Below are 6,142 nucleotides of genomic sequence, written 5' to 3'. Positions count from 1 at the left end.
TCTTGACACTTACTCGGGTTGGACTTTCACCAACTAGCAATTAACGGCTTGCTGGGCACGCGTTAACCAAAAAAGTCCATGGAGCATCCCATGAACTCTTTCTAGTAAAGCTTATTCACTGCTTCCGCGAACTTCAAGCTGAGTAGCAATAAAAACCTTCTTGGCAATTTGCCGTTCAGCTAACCTTTCCAAAAGTAAATCTACCGCGGTTTCCCCCATCATTTCCGTGTATACTTTTACTGTACTTAATGGGGGATAAACGTATTTCGAAACACTGATGTCGTTTACACCGATTATACTTACCTGTTCAGGAATGGAGATATTTTCTTCGTGCAGCGCTCTTAAGCATCCAATCGCCATTGAGTCACTTCCAACAAAAAACGCTGTCGGCAGATTGCTTTTATGTTCTTTTATCGCCTTTTTCATCAGGTCATATCCATCATCTACAGAGAAGGTTCCAATATATACATAAGATTCATTATAGAGTTCTGTATTGCGCAGAAATCGCTCAAAGCTCATCCGCCTTGCGTCATCAATCACAGCCGTCTCGTCTTTATACGTTTCTCTTCCACCAATATAGCCGATTTTTTGATGCCCTTTTTTCAGAAAATAATCGAGCACATTTTCGGTAGCCTTTTTAAAATCGATCACAACTGAATCGAATTGATCATCATCAGGAGAACAGTCAACAAACACGATATTCTCCGTGATTTTACGAAGTTCTTGAGCCTGCTTCGGACTGAACTTTCCAATCGCAATAATCCCGTCAATTTCATCAGACTGCACGGATTGAGACCTATCCATGGAGAATTTCTTGATTTGGAGATTCAAACTCTGGCAGCGATTTTCTACTCCCAACCGAATCGACATGTAATAGAGATCATCGAGCTCCTGCTGTTCAGTATACCAATTAACGATCGCAATCCTGTATGATAGCGGACGGCGCTCAGACTTTTTCCGATAGGATAACGCTTCAGCTGCTTCTAGAATTCTCTTTTTGGTGTCATCACCGACTGAGAGTGTTGTATCATAATTTAATACTCTTGAAACCGTAGCAATCGAAACACCAGCTCTTTCAGCGATATCTTTTATTGTTGCCATACCTTTCTCCTTACTCATTTTTTAATATTAAAGACAGGGTCATTTTACTCCATTACTGTTTGGATATAGCTTATATTACACTGTTGGTCAGTTCTCTTAATGTACCGGATTCATTTCTGGAAGCGCCTTCAGTTCCATCATAATCCACATCAATATTCCAGTCAATATTTTTACTAAAATTTTAACTTGCAATTTTTTAAGCTGAGTTTGCTGAACAGCAGTATATTTTAATTGAGATTGTAAATATTCATGTTTCAAACATTTCTCCATTCCTTCCCCAAAAAAAGACCCCGTCAAAAAGACGGGATTCCACATTACAATTGAAACTACCTCGTTAAATTGGCACATCCAAAATAATCTTTGTCCCTTGTTTCGGGGCCGAATTGATTCGAAGCGAGCCCCCGACGGCACGAGCTCTCTCCTCCATGCTGAACAGGCCGACACCGCGGGGAATCTTTTCAGATTCAAAACCTTTTCCAAAATCCTCAATCAGCACTCTTACAAAGTTGTCGGTCTCCCTCATTGTCACGGATGCTTCCTCTGTTTCCGCATATTTACGGATATTCGTCAGTGCTTCCTGTATAATCCTGTAAATCGCAAGCTCTTTCCCTGTTTCAAGCCGTTCGTGCAGGACACATTCGAAGGAGACATCGATTTTATAGTAATCGGAAAACCTGGATAAGAAGGAGCGGATTGCCGGAACAAGCCCGAGATCGTCGAGAACTGAAGGGCGCAGCTCCCAGGAAATCTCCCGTACCTCTGCAATCAATTCTAATGCTTCTTGCTGCATTTGCTCAAGCAGTGGGTGGTTCAAGTCCGCCTGCATCCGGTTGATCGTGATCAAGTGGCTGTAGAGGTTTTGGCCAAGTCCATCGTGAAGGTCACGTGAAAGGCGCTTGCGTTCTTCTTCCTGGACATCCATCATCTTCAGCATCATTCTTTGCAGCTCTTCTTCAACCCGTTTTCGCGCGGTTATTTCATGGCGGATCGCTAAATATTGATACGGCTTTCCTTCTTCATTCAGAAAAGGGACAATTGTTGTATCGACCCAATATGCCGTTCCATCCTTGGCCCGATTTTTTATTTCTCCCTTCCAGACCTGGCCCGCAGAAATGGTTTGCCACATTTCTGTAAAAAATTCCTTTCGATGATAGCCTGAATTGATGATACGGTGAGTTTTGCCAACTACCTCTTCAGAAGAGTACTTTGAAACCTTGCAAAACTTTTCATTAACATATTTAATAATTCCATTCTCATCTGTAAAAGCAACAATCGTTGATTCATCAAGGGCAAACTTTAAATCAACCAGCTCGTTTAATGGCTCGCGTATTTCCCGTCTAAGCTTTGACTTATCTTTAGCATCTTGGAACACGATCAGGAAGTATGCTTCACCATTCAGTTGAAAAGTATTAATCTTGATAAAGACAGGAAACGTCCTTCTATTCTTGTCCTTTCCGTATAGAGGGATAATCATCCCGTCCTCTATATCCTTAATGCTGATTTCCGTAAAAAGTTCATCAATTTTTAAACCGGCTGCTTCACGCTCCTGATAACCGAAGCGTTCGCAAGCACTATTGCTAAGAAAAGAAATGGTCCCAGAAGCATTTACTAAAATCGTTTCTTCATTGGAACGAGGCATATTTCGATTATTCTTTTCCTGTTCGCTATACCTGTCCATTCATAAATATCCCCCTGCTCAAAGATTCATTAAGCGATTTAAGATTTCTTCTAAATCGCGGGCATTCTCAAATGTTTGCTGCATCTCTAGATCGGTGAAGGGTTGTTTTGTTCTTCTGCCAATCAACAGTACGCCCTTTGGTTTTCCATTAATGTTGAGCGGGACACCAAAAGATGTGACGAGGCTCTCAGCCAGCAAGATCGGATACTCGAGAGCCTTCCCCTGAATATCGTTAGGGAAATCTTCAATCATCATCGGGCTTCCTGTTGCAATAACCCTGCCCGCAATTCCCTTTCCATACCGCAGCGTAATCCTTTTATATTTATCATTACGGTTTCCGGCGGCATAATGCCACCTGACTTCCGGCCCGCTGTCACTTTGCAGGGCTATACCAACAAAGTCGCAGGCTGTTTGCTTGAGTATTTCATCACATGCTTGAACGACCGGCTGACACTTATTTAATTCTGTCATATTTTTTCGTTTCCTTTACATCCCATATCCGAGTAACCCCTTTTTTAAAGCGTAAGCCACTAATTCGGGCCTTGTCTTCATTTGGAGCTTCTCCATTAAATTGCCTTTGTGCGTTTCCACCGTTTTTACACTGATAACCAATTTTTCAGCGATTTCTTTATTGGAGAATCCTTTGGCGATTAACGTTAAAACTTCCCTCTCCCGGTCGGAAAGCAGACTATACGTATCAGCATTTCCCTGCTTCATATTGCCTAAATACTCTTCCATCAGCCTCTTTGTAGCCGACGGATGGAGATAGGCCTCCCCCTTCGCCACTGATTCAATCGCAGCAAGCAGCTCTTCGTGGGGAGCACTTTTTAAAATACAGCCTGAGGCACCTGCCTGGATCGCTCTAAATAGATACTCTTCGTCGTCATGCATCGTTAAAATTAAGATGGCGATATCGGGCATTTGTTTCTTCAGTTCAGTCGTTGCGGAAAGCCCGTCTTTTCCATGAGGCATGCTTAAATCCATAATAACAACATCCGGTTTAAGCTGGAGGGCCTTTTTGATCCCTTCATTTCCTTCGGAAGCTTCCCCAACCACATGCATATCTGGATGGTTGTTTAAAAGCATACTCAATCCCATTCTTACGACCGCATGATCATCAACGAGCAAAATTTTTAACAAGAGACTTTCCCCCCTTTTTTATTTATTTTGTTACTCCTATTTTAACATGCCTTTTTTCCTTTTCATGAAAAATACGCGTATGAAAAAGCATCACTTTTTTCAAGTCATGCTTTCTGGAAACGGCTCATAATCATTATTCATGCTATACAATGTCAATATAGTGAAAATTATCGTTAAGTTAAAGGCAAGGAAATTCGAATCGTTGTTCCCTTCCCGATTGCCGAGGAAATATGACATTGTCCGCCCGCTAGTATCATTCGCTCATGCATGGCTGCCAGTCCTGATGATTGATTGATTGCTTTCTTGACATCGAATCCTTTGCCAGCGTCGCTGATTTCAATTTTTAATGAAACTGGTTCCCAAATAAATGAAAGCCTTGCATTCGATGTATCTGCATATTTAGCAATATTCCCCAGCGCTTCCTGGCACACGCGAAAGAGGGCAATACTGTTATGTTCAGCAATTGGCTTCTCAGCACCTTTGTTTTCAAGCTTAACTTCGATTCCGAAGGTAGAAGTGTACAGCTTTATATAGCTTTTGATAGCGGGAAGCAAACCTAATGTTGTTAAGGTCGGGGGGTGAAGCTCAACCGAAAGCAGCCTTACTTCCTGAATTGTTTTTTCGAGCACTAAAGCCATATCTCTTAAATAACTTTTAGCGGCAGGCTGTTCCACACCACTTTCAAGAAATTGCAAGCCGGTATAAAGACTATATAATGTTTGGCCAACGCCCTCATGAAGTTCAAAAGCTATTCTCTTAATTTCTTCTTCCTGGGATTGAATAATATAAGAACTTATATTTTGTGCTGGTGAAATCGCCATTTCGCTTCTCCTTCCGCCTTGACTGGGACCTTAAAATTTGTAAGGGAATTGCCGGCCCCTGTGTTTTAGCTCGGGACCGGCTTGTGATTGTTAAGATGCTGGTGCAATTTGCGTTTTCTTTGTTGCATTTTTTCTTTGATAGTAATACCAGTTTAGCCCAAAAGATATCACGTAAAATCCGATAAAGAAATACAATGCTGTTACCGGAGTCCCAGTTGTGTTAACACTCCATCCAAACAATTGCGGGATAAAAAACGAACCGTATGCTGCAAAGGCTGCTGTAAAACCGAGAACCGGCGCAGCTTCTTTAACAGGGAATATAGCTGGAATCATCTGAAAAGTTGATCCTGATCCAATTCCCGACGCGATAAACAAGATGAGAAACGACATTAAAAATCCTGCGAATTGTTTTGCGTTTGTAAAATAGATCACTCCCAATGCACCGGCTGTCATAAAAACGAATACCCATGATGTAACAAGTGCACCGCCGAGCTTATCAGAGATCCATCCTCCAATAGGGCGGGCTGCCGCTGCCAGAAAGGCTCCCAGGAAAGCGAGCGAAATATGCTCTGGAAATTGCGATTTTAGTAATAACGGAAATGCGGCAGCGTAACCGATGAAAGATCCAAAAGTTGCTACATAAAGCCATGTCATAATCCAAGTGTGCTTTCTTTTTACGATGATAAATTGATCTGCTACAGATTGAGTGGCGTTAGGCAAGTTATCCATTCCAAAATATGCTGCTACGGTCATAATCACAATCGGGATCACCCAAATAAATGCAGCGTTCTGCAGCCAGATCGTTTGGCCATTTGCGATTACCTGGCCATCTCCTACCATCGCAAATGTTCCTGCTGCGATAATAAGCGGAGTTACAAATTGGACGACCGAAACCCCCATATTTCCTAAACCGCCGTTAATTCCAAGTGCCGTCCCTTTTTCCTTTTTCGGAAAAAAGAAGCTGATGTTCGCCAATGAAGATGAGAAGCTGCCACCGCCAAGACCACAAAGAGCGGCAAGCAAAAGCATGACTGAATACGGTGTTTCCGGATTTTGTACGGCCATTCCAATCCCGATTGCCGGAATCACGAGAACTGCCGTTGAAATGACAGTCCAGTTTCGGCCGCCGAACTTCCCGACGGCAAACGTGTAAAAGAATCTTAAAGTCGCCCCGACAAGCCCTGGAATCGCCGCCAACGTAAACAGTTGTTCATCGGTAAATACAAATCCAATATCATTCAAGCGCACTGCAACCACCGACCAGATTTGCCAAACGATAAAGGCCAGCATTAGTGAAGGAACCGAAATCCATAAGTTCCTGCTCGCATGTTTCTTGCCTTCAGATTGCCAAAACGATTCATCCTCTGGATTCCAATACGTAATCCGTTTATCTTTTGCCATG

The 6,142-nt window shown here is 42.6% G+C and carries 6 protein-coding genes; all 6 read right to left on the bottom strand.

Annotated elements, in window-relative coordinates:
* Positions 1-111 precede the first annotated feature (111 nt).
* Positions 112-1,101, bottom strand: a complete 990-nt coding sequence (locus CVD23_RS14055; protein ID WP_101666371.1) for a LacI family DNA-binding transcriptional regulator — start codon at positions 1,099-1,101, stop codon at positions 112-114.
* Between the two features lie 334 nt (positions 1,102-1,435).
* Positions 1,436-2,779 carry a PAS domain-containing sensor histidine kinase gene (locus tag CVD23_RS14045; RefSeq protein ID WP_101666369.1) on the bottom strand — a complete coding sequence of 448 codons (1,344 nt, stop codon included), beginning with the start codon at positions 2,777-2,779 and terminating at the stop codon, positions 1,436-1,438.
* A gap of 18 nt (positions 2,780-2,797) precedes the next feature.
* Complete coding sequence (locus CVD23_RS14040) at positions 2,798-3,250, bottom strand: GAF domain-containing protein (protein WP_101575285.1); 453 nt, start codon at positions 3,248-3,250, stop codon at positions 2,798-2,800.
* Between the two features lie 15 nt (positions 3,251-3,265).
* Positions 3,266-3,919, bottom strand: coding sequence for a response regulator (locus CVD23_RS14035; RefSeq protein WP_101575284.1), 654 nt, complete (start codon positions 3,917-3,919; stop codon positions 3,266-3,268).
* A 173-nt stretch (positions 3,920-4,092) separates the two neighbouring features.
* Positions 4,093-4,740, bottom strand: coding sequence for a sensor histidine kinase (locus CVD23_RS14030; protein WP_101575283.1), 648 nt, complete (start codon positions 4,738-4,740; stop codon positions 4,093-4,095).
* 90 nt (positions 4,741-4,830) lie between these two features.
* The gene (locus CVD23_RS14025; protein ID WP_101575282.1) at positions 4,831-6,141 is read right to left on the bottom strand and encodes a NarK family nitrate/nitrite MFS transporter; all 1,311 of its coding nucleotides are present in this window, start codon (positions 6,139-6,141) and stop codon (positions 4,831-4,833) included.
* Between the last annotated feature and the right edge of the window lies 1 nt (position 6,142).

It is taken from the genome of Bacillus sp. V33-4, assembly GCF_002860225.1.
GTDB lineage: Bacteria > Bacillota > Bacilli > Bacillales > Cytobacillaceae > Bacillus_BJ > Bacillus_BJ canaveralius.
This window is presented reverse-complemented; position numbering and strand designations above follow the sequence as displayed.